The sequence below is a fragment of the Arachidicoccus rhizosphaerae genome, from assembly GCF_900107765.1.
GTDB lineage: Bacteria > Bacteroidota > Bacteroidia > Chitinophagales > Chitinophagaceae > Arachidicoccus > Arachidicoccus rhizosphaerae.
Genome location: NZ_FNQY01000042.1, coordinates 1 through 16,380, shown reverse-complemented (window position 1 = coordinate 16,380; position 16,380 = coordinate 1). Strand labels below are relative to the sequence as shown.

Annotated in this window: 14 protein-coding genes; 8 read left to right on the top strand and 6 right to left on the bottom strand. The window is 40.5% G+C overall.

Features of this window, described 5'->3' with window-relative positions:
* Positions 1–5 precede the first annotated feature (5 nt).
* Positions 6–227: an integrase core domain-containing protein gene (locus BLU80_RS19025; RefSeq protein ID WP_394331876.1), complete on the top strand. Its 222-nt coding sequence runs from the start codon at positions 6–8 to the stop codon at positions 225–227.
* Between the two features lie 538 nt (positions 228–765).
* On the opposite strand, the gene porY is transcribed toward BLU80_RS19025, so the two are convergent.
* Positions 766–2,103 carry a PorY family sensor histidine kinase gene (gene porY / locus BLU80_RS19020; protein ID WP_091401516.1) on the bottom strand — a complete coding sequence of 446 codons (1,338 nt, stop codon included), beginning with the start codon at positions 2,101–2,103 and terminating at the stop codon, positions 766–768.
* Positions 2,103–2,768 carry a response regulator transcription factor gene (locus BLU80_RS19015; RefSeq protein ID WP_091401514.1) on the bottom strand — a complete coding sequence of 222 codons (666 nt, stop codon included), beginning with the start codon at positions 2,766–2,768 and terminating at the stop codon, positions 2,103–2,105. Before BLU80_RS19015 ends, porY begins: the two co-directional genes overlap by 1 nt.
* 318 nt (positions 2,769–3,086) lie before the next feature.
* Here BLU80_RS19015 and BLU80_RS19010 point away from each other — a divergent pair, with 318 nt between their 5' ends.
* The gene (locus BLU80_RS19010; RefSeq protein WP_091401512.1) at positions 3,087–3,500 is read left to right on the top strand and encodes an EamA family transporter; all 414 of its coding nucleotides are present in this window, start codon (positions 3,087–3,089) and stop codon (positions 3,498–3,500) included.
* Here BLU80_RS19010 and BLU80_RS19005 read toward each other — a convergent pair.
* Complete coding sequence (locus tag BLU80_RS19005; protein WP_091401511.1) at positions 3,497–5,689, bottom strand: LTA synthase family protein; 2,193 nt, start codon at positions 5,687–5,689, stop codon at positions 3,497–3,499. The genes BLU80_RS19010 and BLU80_RS19005 overlap by 4 nt on opposite strands.
* Before the next feature lie 290 nt (positions 5,690–5,979).
* Here BLU80_RS19005 and BLU80_RS19000 point away from each other — a divergent pair, with 290 nt between their 5' ends.
* Together BLU80_RS19000 and BLU80_RS18995 are read left to right on the top strand one after the other, a co-directional pair.
* Positions 5,980–6,243, top strand: coding sequence for a hypothetical protein (locus BLU80_RS19000; protein WP_091401508.1), 264 nt, complete (start codon positions 5,980–5,982; stop codon positions 6,241–6,243).
* 82 nt (positions 6,244–6,325) lie between these two features.
* Positions 6,326–6,553 (top strand): hypothetical protein, encoded by a 228-nt coding sequence (locus tag BLU80_RS18995; protein ID WP_091401507.1) that lies wholly within the window; start codon positions 6,326–6,328, stop codon positions 6,551–6,553.
* 90 nt (positions 6,554–6,643) lie between these two features.
* On the opposite strand, the gene BLU80_RS18990 is transcribed toward BLU80_RS18995, so the two are convergent.
* Positions 6,644–8,047 carry an SGNH/GDSL hydrolase family protein gene (locus BLU80_RS18990; protein WP_170831300.1) on the bottom strand — a complete coding sequence of 468 codons (1,404 nt, stop codon included), beginning with the start codon at positions 8,045–8,047 and terminating at the stop codon, positions 6,644–6,646.
* Between the two features lie 508 nt (positions 8,048–8,555).
* Between BLU80_RS18990 and BLU80_RS18985 the strand changes: the two genes are divergently transcribed.
* A complete protein-coding gene (locus tag BLU80_RS18985; protein ID WP_211481917.1) occupies positions 8,556–10,004 on the top strand; it encodes a sialate O-acetylesterase in 1,449 nt (482 codons plus the stop codon).
* Positions 10,005–10,021: 17 nt separating this feature from the next.
* Here BLU80_RS18985 and BLU80_RS18980 read toward each other — a convergent pair whose 3' ends face one another.
* Both BLU80_RS18980 and BLU80_RS18975 read right to left on the bottom strand, forming a co-directional pair.
* The gene (locus BLU80_RS18980; protein WP_091401503.1) at positions 10,022–11,089 is read right to left on the bottom strand and encodes a LacI family DNA-binding transcriptional regulator; all 1,068 of its coding nucleotides are present in this window, start codon (positions 11,087–11,089) and stop codon (positions 10,022–10,024) included.
* A gap of 49 nt (positions 11,090–11,138) precedes the next feature.
* Positions 11,139–12,410 carry a sugar MFS transporter gene (locus BLU80_RS18975; RefSeq protein WP_211481916.1) on the bottom strand — a complete coding sequence of 424 codons (1,272 nt, stop codon included), beginning with the start codon at positions 12,408–12,410 and terminating at the stop codon, positions 11,139–11,141.
* Between the two features lie 288 nt (positions 12,411–12,698).
* On the opposite strand from BLU80_RS18975, the gene BLU80_RS18970 reads away from it, so the two are divergent.
* The 3 genes from BLU80_RS18970 to BLU80_RS18960 form a co-directional block, all read left to right on the top strand.
* Positions 12,699–13,577 (top strand): alpha/beta hydrolase, encoded by an 879-nt coding sequence (locus BLU80_RS18970; protein WP_244519025.1) that lies wholly within the window; start codon positions 12,699–12,701, stop codon positions 13,575–13,577.
* Positions 13,577–15,964 (top strand): GH92 family glycosyl hydrolase, encoded by a 2,388-nt coding sequence (locus BLU80_RS18965; RefSeq protein WP_211481915.1) that lies wholly within the window; start codon positions 13,577–13,579, stop codon positions 15,962–15,964. Before BLU80_RS18970 ends, BLU80_RS18965 begins: the two co-directional genes overlap by 1 nt.
* Positions 15,965–16,159: 195 nt before the next feature.
* A partial coding sequence (locus BLU80_RS18960) for a hypothetical protein (RefSeq protein WP_139188217.1) occupies positions 16,160–16,380 on the top strand: 221 nt, incomplete at its 3' end.

Genomic DNA, 16,380 nt, shown 5'->3' with positions numbered 1-16,380 from the left:
AACAAATTAAAATCAGCATGGATAGCAGGGGGCGCGCAATTGACAACATCTTCATCGAAAGGCTATGGCGTTCAATCAAATACGAATGTATATACTTAAGCCCGTGTGAGGACGGTCGAACTTTGCACTATCAAATCGATAACTATATGAGTTTCTACAATTATCACAGGCCCCACCAATCTCTTAATAATTCATGTCCCAGCAAGTTATATAAACATGCAGCATAAAAGTAAGTATATTTGCACCAGGTCACCGCCTAACCCAGAAGAGGTATCCCTATTGCCTCTATCTTAGAACCCAAAGAAATCTGTCTAAAGAATAGGGTCCACTTCATAATTCAAGCTGTAAGAATTGCCCAAAGCGTTTTTTTGTTAGATCATTCTGGGAGTGAATTAGTTTTAATAGCAGAATTGGAAAATGGGGAAATAATTTGGGAAATTGAAAAATCTCTTATGCCGAATTGGTATTTAGAGTATGTCGTAAATAAAATGTGAAATTTAGGCTAATATTATTTAATTTTCGAATTTAATTGAAAATGTTTTTATACTTAATTTGTAACTGATGGAGATAAAAGATCTTAATCATGCTAAGCCATAAAAAAGGTGCAAACTTGAGGGCCATTAAGCTAAATTTTTAGCTCACCTGGATTATGCTCTAATCAATAATTGTGTTTTAATTATTAAAGACGTCTTTAGGGTTTATAGAAGATCCTATAACATTTCAAATGACAACTTGCTATATGGTTCAGACTCAAATTGGGCTTGGTTAATTGACATTTAGCCAATGGATGATGAAATTATGTTCTTTATTTTCTTCATTGTAAAGATAATCAAGAGTCATCGAAAGATTTTTATGGTATGATGCTATTCGGCTAGCGATCGAAAGCCCCAGCCCATTGCCGCCATTATGTAATCCGGATTTGTTTTGCCCCTTACTTTTTTTACCAGTTCGCACAAACCGTGTAAAAAGCTTCGATTTTGGAATATTCAAGGGCGATCCGGGGTTGGCAATTATTAGAGAGTCCTCCTTTAGGTCGATTTTTATCGTGGCACCGCTTGAACTATACTGAATAGCATTGGTTAATAGGTTGGCTATCATTATTTTAAACAGCATGGGGTTGGCTCTTTTAAGAAGTAGCGGTTTAGGGTGTGGGTATTTTTGTTCTATGAACAGAAGTATTTGGCCTTTGGCTTCTGCTAACAGGCTTAAGTTATCAATCAATTCAGCAATTGATGCTTCAACATCAATGTCTTCATCACTGATAAACTGTCCATTTTCAATTTTGCTGAGTAGGAGTAAATTGCTGTTTAGTTCCTGCATTTGTTCAATTTCACGATACATATCACCAACGAGTTCTCCCTGTTCACCCGTGAGGTCTTTGGTCTGTAAGAGCAATTCTAATTTAAATTTTAATACTGTCAGCGGGGTTTGTAATTCATGAGAAGCGTTTTCAATAAATTCTTTCTGAGAAAAATAAGTCTGACGAACCCTGACAGATAACTGTTCAATGGATTGATTGAGTTGTGTGAATTCTTGTATTTTTAACGGAGCGGGAAGGGGGCTAATCTCTGATTCTATATTAAACTGTCTTAAATAATCAAGTGAGTTATAAAATGGTTTCCAGATGCGTTTATGAACAAAATAATTGATTCCTACAGTTCCAATAAGCAGCAGGATGAGTATGCCAAACTGAATGGTAAGGATCGTTCTTATTAAATCTTCTTTTTCAAATAAGGAGGCCTTTATACTTACCACATAAGGCTGCCCCATAATCTGTAGTTTTTTTTGCAGGATCCTGAAATCTTCATCTCCTTTATGATTAGGCAGTGATTCTTGTCTGGTAAACGGACGTTCATGAAACTGGACACTATCTAGGGGAAGCACTTCAAGGTCATTGTCAAGCTCTTTCCAAAGTTCAAGATCTTTTTGATTTTGAATAATACTTACCATAGTTGGAATCTGGGCGGCTTGCATTTTAAGATCCCTGTCTATGGATCTGACAAAAATGTCATTGAGCAGCACATAGAATACCGGAATGCTGATAAGGGTCAGCAGAGAGGCAAATAAAAGATGCCTTAATGAAGTATAGTTTAAAAGTTTCATCAGGAGAACTTATAACCTGTTCCGTAAATCGTTTTAATTGCCGCACCCATGCCTAGCAGTTTTTTTTTCAGGTTTTTGACATGGGCATAGATGATATCGAAATTATCCAGATACAATGCGGAACGACCTAAGAGGTGTTCAGCAATCGCGTTTTTAGTGACAACTCGACCTTTATTAATGATTAAAAACAATAACAGCTCATATTCAGTTTTAGTCAGGGTGATCGGTTGGTCTTGAACGCTGACGGATCTGGCAAGCGTATCAATGACGATGTCCTCATAACTAAGTTTGGACTCGCCTTGCATATACCGTCTACGGATAACTGCTTCTATTCTGGCACTTAGCTCCGCCAGATGAAAAGGTTTGGCAAGGTAGTCATCTGCACCGAGCTTTAAAGATAACACCTTGTCTTCAAGGGCTCCTCTGGCTGATATAATGATTACTCCGTCTGTTTTTTTATCCTGCTTTAATTCTTTTAGTAAAGTAAGTCCGCTGCCTTCCGGTAGATTAATATCCAGTAAAATGCAGTCATAAGTAAAATCCTCTATCATTTGCCTGGCCGGTGTAATATCGCTGGCAATTTCACAAAGGTAGTTTTCCCGTTGCAGATATTGTTGAATGCTTCCTGCCAGGGATTGTTCGTCTTCTATGATTAGTATTTTCATACTATTAATAAGGGGTTATGTATCAGCCAGTCCCTTCTGTGTTTATCTGTTAATGAATAACTGGCAGATACTATGATAAAACTAATGTTTCTTCTACAAAGAACCCAATCAAATTTGAATTAATTCTGAATATTTTCTGATGATTATTGGTTGTTTTATTGACTCGGAGGACAGGGGAGCTGTTTTTACTAGTTTTGGTAAATATTTTGGAGTAAATAAAGGAACAGAATTAAGACAGAGAAATAAGATCCTGATAAAGTATGTATGGTCTGTTTTGATTTGTGCATGATTTTTTAAAACTATTCTAATTTTTTATTTATGTGGTGGATTTTTGCTTTATTGGCGGCATTGTTTGCAGCTTTAACCGCCATTTTTGCCAAACTTGGGATAAAAGGTGTTTCCGCTGATTTGGCTACTGCTATCAGAACTGTCATTATCTTAATTATGGCCTGGGCAATTGTAATCTATAAAGATGAATGGAAAGGGTGGCAGGGGCTTAACCGCCAAAATTTACTTTTTTTATTACTCTCTGGTATTGCTACGGGGCTTAGTTGGATCTTTTATTTTAAAGCGCTGAGCCTAGGTAAGGTATCCCAGGTGGCTCCGGTGGACAAACTAAGTGTAGCGCTGGCCATATTGCTCTCCATAGTTTTTTTAGGGGAATCCCCTGATTTGAAAACCTTAATTGGTGCAGGATTGATAATTGTCGGAACTTTTGTAATGATTCTTTAAGGTAATGCCTGGTATTGGTGAGTCTTCAATAACCAGGAAGTTGTTTGATAGTAACTGATAGCTGTGGTTTCTAACTTTTTATCAATGTGCTCAGGTTGAATCTCAGTCTGGTTAAACTTTATCTGAATGGCCTGATTTTGTTTATTATCTTTATTTAGATTAATTGAATTATTTGCGGATGTGGAACCTTCAGGCGTTTCATTTATTGGGCTGATTTTATATTGTGCGACAGCCCTTAATGGAGCCAGAACCGTTAAAATACTGTCTTCTAAATATCCCATGTCCTGGTAAGTTGCCATAAAGGCTCTTGGTTTATAGTTCTTTTTTAAAACATCCTGTCCAATAAACTTAGAGCGGTAGCTGAAATGTAATAAACCGAATACAGTAGGCATAATATCAATCTGGCTCATGAGTGTGCTGATTTTTTGGGGCTTTATAAAGCCAGGACTGAAAACAATACATGGTATTCTATATTTATCCAAGGGCAGCGCAACTTTACCTGCAGAACTGGCACAGTGATCCGCAACAATAATAAATACAGTGTTGTTATACCAGTTCTGTCCTTTAGCCATAAGAAAGAATTGATGCAATGCGTAATCAGTGTATAATACTCCTCCTTTTCTTTGATGGGCATCACCAGGTATCCTTACGCGCCCATTAGGATAGGTAAATGGACGGTGGTTAGATACTGTCATCCAATGAGCAAAGAAGGGTTTGTTCAACCGACTGTCCTGATTGAGTACCTGAACCATCTTACGGGCCATATCTTCATCCGCAACCCCCCATATATTGGCAAAACTAATTTCATTTGGTTTGAAATTGTTTCTATCTATTATCTGATAATCATTTGTGGAGAAAAAGTCCTGCATATTATCAAAATAGCTATAACCGCCATAGAGAAACTGAACTGTATACCCTCTTTTTTTAAGTAAGTTGCCAGTGCTGAACTTTTGTTGATTATCCTTTCTTTTTATAACACTTTCTCCAGGTGATGGCGGTATGCAGAGCGTAAGAGCTTCAAGACCTCTTACCGTCCTATTGCCTGCTGCATAAAGGTTCGTAAAAACTAGACTTTCATTATAAAGAGAATCCAAAAATGGCGTTAGATTTTCAATATTGCCATAATGAGCCAGATAATCTGCACTCAAACTTTCCACTGTTATAAGCACTATGTTTTTATGTAATTCGGTCGTGTCTGCCTGGATAGGTGTGGGGCTGACTTGTAGATTATTTAAAGGAGCCCAGCCAATTCTTGATGCGAGTGTTTGAAGCGCTAATTTTTGTGGTATTCTTAGATAAAATTTATTATAGTCTAAATCATTATCCAAAAATGCAATTGTAAATTTTTGAATACCATCACTGGCTAACTCACTGACATATATATTTTGGGTTAGTTCCTTATTTCTTTGGTTATTTGCCTTCATATCTCCAAAATACGGAAGTATGATAATTGCCAATAAAATAGAAAGGGCGACACTTATAAATATTAAAAACTTGGTACCTATGTTGGGCAGTGGCTGGAAATACTTTTTTGTTTTGCGGGCTATCCACCATGTTAATGTCAGAGAAATCAATCCTAAGCCCAAAAAAATAGGAATTACCGGATAGGATTCCATAATATTCCCAATTACTTCATTGGTATAGATCAGATAGTCTACAGCAATAAAGTTATAGCGTACTCCAAATTCTTTAAAGAAAAAGTACTCACTTAAAGCATTAAGTAAAATGATAGTTGTATAGATAAAAATGGTAATATGGAAAGTCCACTCTCGGATTAGTACCCTTTTGGTTGGGAAGATATACAGCAGCGTGTTCAGTAATAATTTTATGCAAACGAAAATAACGACAATTTCTAAAAGAACACTGCCGTAAGCTTTAATGGGATTCTTTGTGAACAATAAAATGAGTAACAAGAGCATTAAACCTGCCAGTATTATCCATCCGTATGGTTTTTTTAGTTTTTTATTTGAAATTGTAAGTAGGTATAGCCATAAAGGGATGGCTGCTAAACAAAAGAAGAGAAGATTGGGTAATAGCCCAACGAATAGTATTTGGACATAATCCATAATAGTAAGTCCATTATGAACCTTGGGGTCTATTAGTAGTATAATTCTTAATAATGTACAAACGAACAGGTAAAGTCCACCCAAATAATAAAATGGTTTACTATATTGTTTATAAGCTTCCATAGAGAAAATAATGAATATTAAGATTAATTTTTCCGAAGGCCTTATTCTTTTCTCTGGACATACATCTGGTGAGGAAATCCTTGTGGAAGTCTGTAATGAACAGGACATGATTTCTGTCATTCCTTAAAAGGCAGATTGAATTTAATCACCTGAATATCATTCCCAGTTTCCCTTTAGCCCATGATACTATAAGTTGTAATTGTTCCTTTCGATAAAAAAAGCAAAATTCAGATGCTATTCTGAAGTAATTCTGAATCTGTTGAATTTGTGAAGGAATCAATTGTCATGTTATGACAACAAAAGAAAGCCCTGAAATTGTCCATATTATTAATTTCATGGGGTTGTTGGAGTCCAGAGGCCCTGAAATTACGGGAGATGTGCTTTATCAGACGGTTGTTAGCCAGGTGAGGTTAATGCGTAAGTTTAACTTGAATGGAACCTTTTTGTTTCCTTGCGACGCTTTATTGGATAGCCGCTGTCAAAGTTTGCTTAAAAATCTACCAAAAAATAAATTTGAGATAGGAGGCTGGCCGGAATCGCCTGAGCCACTGTAAGGTGCAGATTGTGGCAGATGGTTACACGCTTTGGGCATGATATTGGAGCCAGGCTTATTACCCACGCAGACATAATGCCTATATGCCAGCCCAGAGCACAGAAGGACAGATTCCTGTACCTGTATTCAGAATGCTGGGTAGTGACCCTATTGGTCAATATGATGACGGGATAGCAGATAGTCATCAAGGGGTGATTACCTTGGAACCGGTTTATAAATTTGGAGAGGGGGATGCTGTTTGGGTGAATTGGCTTTTAAAAACACTGACCGTTTTGGGATTCGGTAGCGAATATTTAATCAGATCGAAATAAACAATGGTTACCTTTTAGATATTATAAATAGTTTCAATAGCAGTTGGTGGCAACATCTTTGCCCAAACTGCTATTGGAACTATTCGGTTTTTATTGCTTGATTAGTTCAATAAGACGGCTTTTGGGTTTATTGATGGAATAAATCTCATCCACATAGGCCTTCATCTGATTTTTAAGCGCCTGTCTTTGGGTACGTACCGCCGTATAATCGTCGTATTTGACTTTAAGCCAGCCGTTCTTTTCTAAATTAGCCTTAATGGTGTCTTCGGCTACCTGGGTGTTATTAAACAGGAGACCTTTGTCATAGAGGAAATCATATTGTACCCAGTAATAATTTCTGAACTTAGCCTCTATATCTTTACGTTTGGCATTGAGATCCATAATTTTCAAGGACTGTTGATACTGAGGGGTATTGTGCAGACTGGCCAGATTTATCCCTGCTTTCAAGGCAGCCGCTGAAAACTCCGCGATTTGCTGGCCATCTATTTTTAATAGATAGTTGCCCGGTTGTAAGCCTGTGACCTGCATATTTTCCTGATTAAACTCCTTCATAAACGGAATGACCGGTAAGGCTTCGGTTTCTATTTGCTGATTGCCCCAGACACGAGCCACTGAATCCAGCGGAAAAGGGAGTGATTTTGCCTGGTATTGGAAGCTCAGGCCCTCTTTTGTGCTTTTAACGGTATTGATCTGGCAATTCTGCTGTTTAGCCACCAACCGCTTGTCAGCCTTAATGGCAAAATCAGCCACAGGTTTCCCGGCCAGTCTCTGGCTTTTCAAAAAAATATAGGCCATAATCAAATGACCTGCGCTACCCGGATGGATTCTATCCGGCCCGGTAGAGGTATAGGCTGGATTCTTTTTTTGCTCTTTCAGGTTAATGGCGGTCATGGGGTGGAATAGATCTACATAATCCCAACCCTGATCTTTTGCTGCTTTTTTCTGGAAGCTGACAATCTCGTCCATGGTCTTCCATTTCCCTTTAAATAGGCTGCCCTCTTGCTTAACCGTCTCATCGTAAGGGGAGGAGCTCATGATGATTTTATGGATGGCGGGGTGAGCACGTAAGGTATCCTGAATTTTTAAATAGCTATTATAGGACTCTTGAACAATTGCCTTTCTCTTTTCTTCAGTGACTGGATGCAGCGAATCGTTATACTCAAAATATTTACTGTCGTTCATCCCGAAGCTCACAACAAGCGTAGTGGGGTTTTTAGGCAGTAAATCACCAGGAAGCCTGCGGTAGATTTGCTCTGCGACATCTCCGCCGACGCCGCCGTTTAATACACTGATTCGCCGGTCTGGAAAATGTGTCATATAATATAACCAGATATAGGTCTCATAAAACCCTGCTTCTGTAATGCTATTGCCAGCAAATACGACTCTCTCTGCTGCCTTAAAGGGCGCTGGCTTTGATTGACCGTAACTGTTATTGGTTAGGGTACTGAAGGTGAATATCCCACCTGCCAGTATCATAAATACGCTTTTTTTCATGGATTTAGACATTTTAGCTACTGTAACTTAACTTGATGAACCTTTGATTTTACTTATAGACACATATCTGTCAAGGTATCCGCTATCCTTTGGCGCGTTTTTTCTTCAGCTTAAATGTATAAAATTTTCTAAAATATTAAAAATTAAAGCGCTATGACTGGCGGAATGGCTTTTAAAATGTTTCTTATCTAAGGAGCTGTTCCTGTATTATATTTAGAAAGAGATGGATGTGTTTAAATCTTTTTAATCATTTTTATTTTTTGGAGATATTAGGAGTGCTTCATGTTTCCCAAAATAATCTTATTTGTAAAGTATGTCAAAAATTATGTATAGCGCGTGTCAATTACCCGGGGTAAATATGCCTTTGCTTTGTATTGGGAGCAGCCGAACTGAAGCGCATAACGCGTTACAAAATTGGGCGTTAATTAAATATCGAATACGTATTTTAATGGTTTTACTAGCTCTATTACAATCAGTCGCAGGCCGGTCCACTTGTTTAACCCCTGTTATGGAGGATACTGCACACCAATTATTAGCATTTAGCACAGTATTACAGGATCACATGGTGATTCAGCAAAATAAACCCTTCACCGTATGGGGCCGGGCAGAAAAGTTTGCCAAAGTCCTGATTGAAGCGGATTGGATGGTTGACGGACAAAAAGCCTGGGTAGCGGTAAGGGCAGACGCTGATGGGCGTTTCAGGGGCATTTTAGCGGTCCCCAAAGCGACCGCCCATGATTACCGCCCGCATCAATTGAAAATAAGTTCGCACAATGAAACCAGGACTATAAAAGATCTACTAATAGGTGACCTGTGGTTTTTATCGGGCCAGTCTAATATGCAGTTTGCCGTTCATGAAATGCTGGATTCTACAGAAATTATTAATAATGCCAATGCCCATATTCGGCTACTGAACGTAGCGCTGAACTTTAGTGCTACCCCTATGGAAGATATTCAGGGCAACTGGCAGATCTGTACACCTGTGAGTGTCCGGGATTTTAGCGCGGTTGGTTATAGCTTTGGGAACCATTTACAGCAACGTCTGGACATTCCTGTTGGTTTAATTTTTTCTGGCATAGGCGCTTCCACTGTTCAGGCTTTTGTACCTGAAAAAGCACTCGCGGCTGACGCCGTATTAAATAAAACCTATTTGACGCCGTACGTGCAGGACCCTAAATCCAGGCAGGAGATTACTGCTGGATTCAGTTTTGAAAAAGTAACCCGACCATTTTTACTCTATAATGCCTTGATTCATCCATTTATTCCACTGTCTATTAAGGGATTTTGCTGGTATCAGGGGGAAACAAATTATAAGGACCGGGCTGCTTTTGCAAGGGCTACGATTACGCTGATCAAAAGTTGGCGTGCAGCTTTTAAACAAGGCTGTCTGCCGTTTGAATTTGTTCAGATTGCGCCTTATGCACATGAAAAACTAGATTCAACCTTAACGGGCGATGCTTATTTCAGGGAAGTACAGGCAAGCGTTCGGTACTTAAATAATACGTATATGGCGCTTACCTTAGATGTGGGCAATCCATCAAACCTACATCCTAAAAATAAACGTCCGGTTGGTGAACGCCTGGCCGCCATTGCCTTAAACAGAACCTATAATCAACTACAGGTCCCTTATCTGGGACCACAGTTTCAGTATGTGGCTTTTAATCACCATAAGGCAATTATTCATTTTGAACCCGAAACCGTTTCCAGCGGATTAATGACCCATGATGGCAGACCGCCCAGAGATTTTTATCTGGCAGGCAGTGATAGCGTGTTTTATCCTGCCCAAGCGGTTATTGTGGGAAATACGGTAGAATTAATGGCACCAAAAGTTGCCACGCCACTATTTGTCAGGTATGCCTTTTATAATTACCCGGTAACCAACCTGCAAAATAAAGCCGGTTTGCCGGCCGAGTCTTTCAGAACGGACAATTTTTTGGAAAAGAAGGCTGATTATTAATCGGTCACCTTAAATAACTACCGTTTTTTTCGGGAAGAGGCTCTTATCGTAATACCTGTTGGAATAATTACCTGCTGAAAATTCCCCAGGACTGGCTTGGAGCTTGATTTCGCAGCGGATTTGGCAGCCGGTGCGCCAGGTGTTTTCTTTTTTAATCGCTTTAATAGCAAATCAATGGTGGCTTCTGCAATCTGGTCAATGGGCTGATAAATGGCGGTAATGGAAGGGGCATATAATGCAAATACATCGCAATCGTCAAAGGCAATGACAGCCAGATCTCCAGGGACTTTAAGATTCAGTTCATGGAAAGCCTTCAGTCCATTGGTTCCTGCCTGTATGGCGCTAAAGAAGACCGCATCCAGTTTTGTATGTTTAGTTAAAAATGCCTTGATGGGTTCTATAATAAGTCTCTCATTTTGATCAAACTTAATTTCCAGGACATACTCCTTTAAATGAGCATGATGCACCGCAGCCTGATATCCTGCGAGTCTTCCTTGCATCTGAGTCTGCGTGGAGGAAAAAGTGATAAAGCCGATATCTTTAAACCCTTCCTGAATCAATAAATTGGTTGCCTCCAGGCAACTTTCATAATTATTGATCTCTACCTGATCGGTCACAATACCTTCTAAATGCCGGTCAAAAAAGATAACGGGCATACCGGAGTCTAATAACGCTTTAATCTCTGCTTCCACACCAATGGGGGGCGCTATAATACACCCATCTACATTGCGTTCCTGAAACATCTCCAGTAATTCTTTGGTCTTGAGGGTGTTATTATCCGTGGAACAATAAATGATTTTATAGCCGTTTTGATAGGCTTTATTTTCAATATGGCGGGCAACGGCTGCAAAAAAGGGGTCTGCAATATTTTCCACCATAAGCCCGATGATATTGGTCTTTCCTGTTCTCAGGCTCTTGGCAATGGGATTGGGTTTATAGCCCACTTCCTTTACAAATTGTTGTACACGTTCTACTAGTTGAGGGCTGATGCGCTTTTCTTCGGCCCGGTTATTCAGGATAAAGGAAACGGTCGTTTTTGAGATGTTCAGCGCCTGTGCGATATCACTGATGGAATATTTTTTCAAGTGGGTCTGTATTTTGCGGGAAATTATAAATAAATGATTGAGAAAAGATTTAAATAGGCGTCTGTTCTATTTTTCGGCTTGCATGCAGAAGCGCGTTTTTATTCAATCTAGGGTATTTAATCCCAAATAAAAAGATCACTGCATAGCAGATAACGGGCAATAAATAGGCCGCTGCTATATGCTGATTAGCAATCAGGCCCATTAGTGGTGGGAACAAGGCTCCTCCTATAAAACCCATCACGATATAAGAAGAGGCCTGTTGTGTTAAAGGGCCCAGGTCTTTCAAGCCTAAACTGAAAATAGTGGGATACATGATACTGAAAAAGAAATTAATCATTAATAGGGCAATAAAGGAACCCCATCCAGCCCCTCTGGCCACTAAAAGGCACATCAATATATTACAGAAAGCAAATATGCTTAATAGCAGATAAGGTTTAATATAACGCATTAAAAATGTTCCGGTAAACCGGCCGATAACCAGCAGTAAAATACTCAGGGAGAAAAAGTAGCCTGCATGTTCAGCCGAGAAATGCATGATTTCTTCCCCGTAATTGATAAAATAGGCCCAGGTCCCTGCCTGGGCGGCTACATTAAAAAACTGGGCCAACACCGCAAATATAAAATGCGGTTGATGTAAAAGATCCTTTAGCCGGTGCACGTCAACGTTTGTATATCCTTGTGCCCGTACTGCCGAGCCTGCTGCCGGGTGGAAACTGCTAGTCGTTACCCTGGAAAAAGGGGAACAGGCGAAGATCAGTCCCATCAAAGCTATAACGCAACCTATAGAGACATATAGCGTTTTAACGGTTGACAACCCGTTCAGGCTATCTTGTTCGGCCTTCAATAGAAAAAAACTGCCGATAGCCGGCCCGATTACGCCACCCAGGCCATTAAAGGACTGTGCAAAATTAATACGCTGATCACTGGTGCGTTGATCCCCAAGTGCGGCTACATAGGGATGGGCTACGGTTTCCAGGGATGCCATACCACTAGCCAGTACAAATAAGGCCATTAAAAACAGCGTAAAAGAGCTTTGATTGGCTGCCGGAATAAATAAAAAAGCGCCTGCAGCAAATAAAAACAAGCCGCCTAAAATGGCTTTACGATAACCAAATTTTTTCATGTAAATCCCTGCTGGCAGGGCAATGAGACTATAAGCTCCAAAAGTAGCCAACTGAATCAAAGAAGACTTGGATTTTGTCAGGTGTAGCTCTGTCTGGAAATGCTTATTGAGCACATCCATTAAGGTGAGCGCCAGACCCCACATCAAAAAGATCGTTGTCAAAAATGCAAATAATATATAATATTTTTTAGTCGTCAATGGGACGCGGTTTTTAGTCATGTGTCAGCTATGGGCTATTATTTACGTAAATATAGCGCAAAAATGGACGACTACTTATTGGGTTCTGCTACTTTCTTGTTGTCACATAAAGAGACCGCATCCGCTATTATTATAAAAATATTTATATGTGGATTTTAAAATCATTAATAGCGGCATTTTAGGGTTTGTGTTTCTTATGTATGCATCCCAGTCGTTTGTGCTAACTGACTGGTAATAACTATCTATCTGTCACATATCTAAAAAATTAACGAATAAATCAGTCCGTCTATGCGTAACAGTATCCTTAGAAAATATATCAATAGACCCATTATTTTGTGCCTATCCATGCTCATTGTCATATTATTGGTCAGTTCTCAAGGGCAAGCTGCTAGTGTAGACACGATTGCTTTTTATAGTATGGCAATGCACCGGGACATGAAGACGGTTGTTATTTTGCCAAAAGACTATGAAAATGTAAAGGCCGTTTCAGAAGCTCCAGCTTTGCCAGTTGTGTATTTACTTCATGGATACTCAGGGGATTATAGTGATTGGATCAAAAAGGTGCCGGCAGTGGCCAGTTATGCAGATCAATATCATTTGATGATTGTCTGCCCGGATGGCGGTTTTGCAGGCTGGTATTTTGATAGCCCGGTCAAAAAATACAGTAATTACGAGACCTTTATAACAACTGAGCTGGTTCAGTGGGTGGATAAACATTATAAAACGATAAAAAATAAAAAGGGCCGGGCCATTATGGGACTCAGTATGGGAGGCTATGGAGCGCTTTATTTAGCTATTTTACATCAAAATATATTTGGCGCTGCCGGCAGTATGAGCGGGGCTGTGGATATCACCGGCCTTGCGGGTTCTTTTGGCATTCAGGACCTTTTAGGCTCCTACAGCGAATATCCAAAAAGATGGGAGCAGCATAGTGTTTTATACCTGACACATAAACTGATAAACGATTCGCTTAAAATGATTATTGACTGCGGATCTGATGACTTCTTATACCAGCAGAATCTTGCCTTGCATAAAAAGCTCTTATATGATAAAATTGATCATGATTTTATCACCAGGCCGGGAGCCCATACCTGGGACTATTGGGCCAACTCGATTCAATTTGAGCTGTTATTTATGGATCACTTTTTTAAACAAGGCAAAAATTAATGATCTTTACCACGAAAGAAGTAAAAACAATGATGGGTAAAAAAGTAAGATGGAGCTATTATCTGCGCGCAATATGTATTGGCGCATTAGGGGCACAAATGGTTGGTCATGTATTTGGGCAGTCAGAAAGGCACCCATCGCCTGCCAGTTTTGTAAACCCCATGATTGGCGCTTCTACCAGTGTGGGGGAGGCGGGAATTTATCATGGGCTGGGTAAGACCTTCCCAGGGGCTACCACTCCATATGGAATGGTGCAGGTGAGTCCTAACACAATTACAGGAGGGGATAATGGATCTGGTTATAGCGATGAACACACGAGTATTGAGGGGTTTGCCTTTACGCAGATGAGTGGCATCGGTTGGTATGGAGATCTGGGTAATTTTCTGGTCATGCCAACTACAGGGCCATTACAATCCTTCAGCAGTACGCTGGAGCACCCTGAAAAAGGCTACCGGTCGATGTATACAAAATCCTCCGAAAAGGCAGCAGTTGCCTATTACAGCGTTTTTCTGGGAAAATATAAGGTGAAGGCAGAAATGACGGCTGCTGCCCACAGCGGTATGTTACGCTTTACTTACCCTGAAAATAAGAGCTCCAGGATCCAGATTGATTTGGCCAGGAGAGTAGGGGGCACTTCTACTAAACAATATGTTGAGGTAGTGGATGACCACAGTATCCAAGGCTGGATGCGGTGCTCCCCTGATGGCGGGGGTTGGGGCAACGGAGACGGCAAGGCCGATTACACGGTGTATTTTTATGCCAGTTTCAGTAAGCCTTTAAAGGACTATGGGGTCTGGTCGGCTAATATCCCTGACACAGCCAATAGAAAAAGAGATGCAGTAACCAGTGATTATTACCAAAAATGGCTGGAGGATGCTAAGCGGATTTCTAAACCAGCTTCCTATGAAGGCAAGCATCTTGGCTTTTATACTGATTTTGAAACCAAAGAAGGAGAACAGGTATTCATGAAAGCTGGTATTTCCTTTGTCAGTATGCAAGGGGCTAAACGCAACCTGCAAACAGAGATGAAAGACTGGGATTTTGACGGGTTGCATCAAAGGGCTGTAGATAGCTGGAATCAGGCACTCAATAAAATTAAGGTACAAGGCGGCTCTTTGGAACAGAAGACCGTTTTTTATACAGCACTTTATCATACCATGATTGACCCTAGAATAGTCACTGATGTGGATGGGCAGTACATGGGCGGAGACGATAAAGCGCATAAAGCCACCGGCTTTAATAAAAGAACAATTTTTAGTGGCTGGGACGTATTTAGAAGCCAGATGCCGCTTCAGACAATCATAAATCCTGGGCTGGTTAATGATATGATTACTTCTTTAATTACACTGGCACAGGAGTCTGGACATAACTATTTACCCAGGTGGGAGCTGTTAAATGCGTATTCGGGTTGTATGATTGGCAATCCTGCTGTATCTATGATTGCGGACGCCTATGTAAAGGGTATCAGAAATTATGATGTGCAGAAAGCTTATCAGTATGCTTTAGGGACAGTTAAAAAGTTTGATAACGGCAAACAGGGCTATACGCCTGGCGGTCTGAGCATCTCATTAACGCTGGAATATGCGTATGCGGATTATTGTATGTCCGTATTAGCCAACGCCTTAGGGCATCCAGCTATGGCGAAGCTATACGCACACAAGGCCATGGACTATAAAAACATCTTTGATCCCGAAAAAGGCTGGTTCAGGCCCAGAAATGAGGATGGCTCCTGGCAAGACTGGCCGGCGAAGGGGAGGCTCGTGCAAAATTACGGCACCATTGAAAGTAATCCTTATCAGCAGGGATGGTTTGTGCCCCAGGACGTGGACGGCATGATCCAACTGATGGGCGGTACAGAAAAAGTAAAAACCGATCTGGAAAGCTTTTTTGAAAAGACGCCCAAAAACTTTATGTGGAATGACTATTACAATCATGCCAATGAACCGGTACATCACGTACCCTTTTTGTTCAACCGCCTGGGAGCGCCCTGGCTGACCCAGAAATGGACCCGCAGAATATGTGCAGACGCTTATCATAACCGGGTTGATGGTTTAGTAGGAAATGAGGATGTGGGGCAAATGTCTGCCTGGTATGTGCTGGCTGCCGCGGGCCTGCATCCCATTTGCCCTGGGGATCCCCGCTATGAAATAACTTCTCCGGTATTTAACAGGATAGCGCTTCATTTAACGCAGCCTTTTGCCAGTGGCCAAAGCTTTACAATTATTGCTCGTAATAACAGTCCCCAAAATATTTATATCCAAAGTGCAAAACTTAATGGCAACCCTTATAATAAAGCTTATTTAATGCATGCGGACATCGTAAAAGGAGGCACACTGGAACTCGTTATGGGGGCAGTACCCAATAAAAACTGGGGGCTGGAAAAATAACCTTTAATCCTAAACAGAGGCTACAAGTAAAAGTCGCGAAAAGATAAATTAAACGCTGGATTTAAATATACGTAGGGTGTTCCTGAAAAGCTGTAATAGTTATCCCCATTGAGTTTCAGGGTGTGGATTATAATAAAATTGCCCTGTTTTGGCACAAAAAGTGTTCAAAGTAGGGCATAACTTTTTTTATAATCCATGACAAATCTACTTTTTTTTCACGAGAATCTACTGGATGAGCATTTTAGCCAAACAGATTTAGGAATTCTTTATAAAGCCATCCCTTTTGAGCAGTTATCCGCTACTATTCCGAGTCCCCGGGGTCTGGTTACCGGCCAGGGACGCAAGAGCTGGTTTGATGTCAGGGGAGGTATTGGACTGATGATCCTTAAGCACGTTATGGGCGTCAGTGACCGGAT

What these genes read in the sequence shown, in the direction of transcription:
- porY (WP_091401516.1), bottom strand. Translation starts at nt 2,103, where the DNA reads ATGAAACTTTTAAACTATACTTCATTAAGGCATCTTTTATTTGCCTCT.
- BLU80_RS19015 (WP_091401514.1), bottom strand. Translation starts at nt 2,768, where the DNA reads ATGAAAATACTAATCATAGAAGACGAACAATCCCTGGCAGGAAGCATT.
- BLU80_RS19010 (WP_091401512.1), top strand. Translation starts at nt 3,087, where the DNA reads ATGTGGTGGATTTTTGCTTTATTGGCGGCATTGTTTGCAGCTTTAACC.
- BLU80_RS19005 (WP_091401511.1), bottom strand. Translation starts at nt 5,689, where the DNA reads ATGGAAGCTTATAAACAATATAGTAAACCATTTTATTATTTGGGTGGA.
- BLU80_RS19000 (WP_091401508.1), top strand. Translation starts at nt 5,980, where the DNA reads ATGACAACAAAAGAAAGCCCTGAAATTGTCCATATTATTAATTTCATG.
- BLU80_RS18995 (WP_091401507.1), top strand. Translation starts at nt 6,326, where the DNA reads ATGCCAGCCCAGAGCACAGAAGGACAGATTCCTGTACCTGTATTCAGA.
- BLU80_RS18990 (WP_170831300.1), bottom strand. Translation starts at nt 8,047, where the DNA reads ATGAAAAAAAGCGTATTTATGATACTGGCAGGTGGGATATTCACCTTC.
- BLU80_RS18985 (WP_211481917.1), top strand. Translation starts at nt 8,556, where the DNA reads ATGGAGGATACTGCACACCAATTATTAGCATTTAGCACAGTATTACAG.
- BLU80_RS18970 (WP_244519025.1), top strand. Translation starts at nt 12,699, where the DNA reads ATGCGTAACAGTATCCTTAGAAAATATATCAATAGACCCATTATTTTG.
- BLU80_RS18965 (WP_211481915.1), top strand. Translation starts at nt 13,577, where the DNA reads ATGATCTTTACCACGAAAGAAGTAAAAACAATGATGGGTAAAAAAGTA.